3 protein-coding genes are annotated in these 1695 nt (G+C 72.0%); all 3 read left to right on the forward strand.

Features of this window, described 5'->3' with window-relative positions; all coding sequences use genetic code 11:
• Positions 1–428: 428 nt before the first annotated feature.
• Entirely contained in the window at positions 429–752 is a 324-nt protein-coding gene (locus MEICH_RS0107685; RefSeq protein ID WP_157202666.1) for a hypothetical protein, read from the forward strand.
• 93 nt (positions 753–845) lie between these two features.
• A complete protein-coding gene (locus MEICH_RS0107690) occupies positions 846–1334 on the forward strand; it encodes a hypothetical protein (RefSeq protein ID WP_157202667.1) in 489 nt (162 codons plus the stop codon).
• Positions 1327–1695 (forward strand): hypothetical protein (locus tag MEICH_RS30460; protein WP_218916393.1); only part of this gene is annotated, 369 nt, incomplete at its 3' end. The genes MEICH_RS0107690 and MEICH_RS30460, both read left to right, overlap by 8 nt.

A 1695-nucleotide genomic window follows, 5' to 3' on the forward strand; every position in this document is an offset into this window, starting at 1 on the left:
GGCGGCCCCCAGCCGCCCGGCCCAGCCACCCGCGGTGGGCACCGCCGGGAATCCCGTGCAGCTCGTGGACCCCGGGGAACCCGCCCACGGTGGGCGCCCGGGAGAGCCGCCCACGGTGGGCGGCGACGGGAAAGCCTGCGCCGCACGGCTCATCGGCGCGGCCGCCTCCGAGGAGCGGGTCATGGTGACGGTCCAGGGAAGTGCAAATAAACTCGTCATCGAGGGGCCGGATTTTACACTCACTCTCGACACCGCGGCCGTGTGCTCGGCCGGGATGTGTCGGGCACAGCTCGGGAAGGGACAAACCGGCCCTTATAGCGTGCGGTTCGACGATTGCCCGGCTGTGCACCTAGGAGGTGGCTTCACGAATGAATGGGCAGACCGATACCCGCCGAACCAAGGGGCACCACGGCAAGATGAAGTTCCGGATGTGGTCATCGAAACGCAGACCCCATGACCCCTCCGCCGAGAGCTTCGAGACCCTCTTTGAGACCGTCCTGGCCAGCCCCAGGGCGGCCCGCAGCGTCATGCAGGAGTGCGACGGGGATCCCTCCAACTTCGACGGGTACAGCCTGCGCCAGCTCTCCGGCATCCCCCACGTGGGCGACGCCAGCGCGGCCCGGGTGGCGGCCGTGCTGGCCATCCACGCCAAGATGGCGGCCCCGCTGGTGGCCGAGATCGAGCGCCTGCAGGCCGAGGTGGAGCGTCTGCAGGCCGAGCTGAAGGCCGCCCAGAAACAGCAGGCCGCCTGAGGCGCCCACGCTGGGCACCCACGCCGGGCACCCGTTACGGCCGCCCGGCGTGGCCTTTTTTTGCGCCCCCGGCCGGGCCACGCTTGGGGCGATATGGCTACGCGCCGACCCATGAGCGACCGGGAGACCCTCCAGGTGGGCCCGGTCTACGAGGTCGAGGTCGACCTCAAGGGGGCCAACCCCGACACCGTGCGCCTGGAGGCGCTGCAGCGTGAGCTCCGGCGCCAGACCAAGCGGCCCGACCTCACGGTGCTCGACTGGGGCACTCGCGACGGCGTGGCCGTGGTGCAGTTCCGGCTCACCGGCGCCCACGCCCAGCCCCAGGGCGACGTGGCCGCCATGGTGGCCCCGGTGGTGGTGGTGCAGGTGGCCGCCCTCGTCGCCGCCGTGGGGGCGGTGATCTGGGGACTGTACGCCCTGACTGTGCAGGTCAGGGGCGTCTTCGAGATCATCGACGAGGGCCCGCTGGGCTGGGGCGCCGGCACCCTGATGGTGGGACTGGGCCTGCTATTGGCTTACCCCCTGGTTTCGCTGGGCCTGCGGCTCCTCGAGTCCTGGCGCAAGGGGAGCGGCGGTGGCTAGGCTGCGCAAGAAGGAGGTGTGCCGGGTCGTCTACTTCGACGAGCGCGGCCGCTTCACCCGAGACCCCGCCAAGGCGGTGAGGGCCGCCACGGTGAAACAGAAGCCCAGGGCCAGGAACCGGGCCCGTCTGCTGAAGCGGGGAGGTGAGTGGCTGGACCTGGGCCCCAGCGCCGGTGGCAAGGGCCAGGCCCGGGCGGTCATCACCCGGCGCGGCAGGGTGGTGGGGGTGAAGGTCTTCGACCCCTACCTCTCCGCCGAGCGCCGCAAGGCCCGGGCCGCCGGCGACCGGGCCACCCTCGAGGCCATCCGGGCCTACGAGCGCGACCTGGCCCGCCTGGTGGCCGCCGACCGGCTCGCCAAG

It is taken from the genome of Calidithermus chliarophilus DSM 9957, assembly GCF_000430045.1.
Lineage (GTDB): Bacteria > Deinococcota > Deinococci > Deinococcales > Thermaceae > Calidithermus > Calidithermus chliarophilus.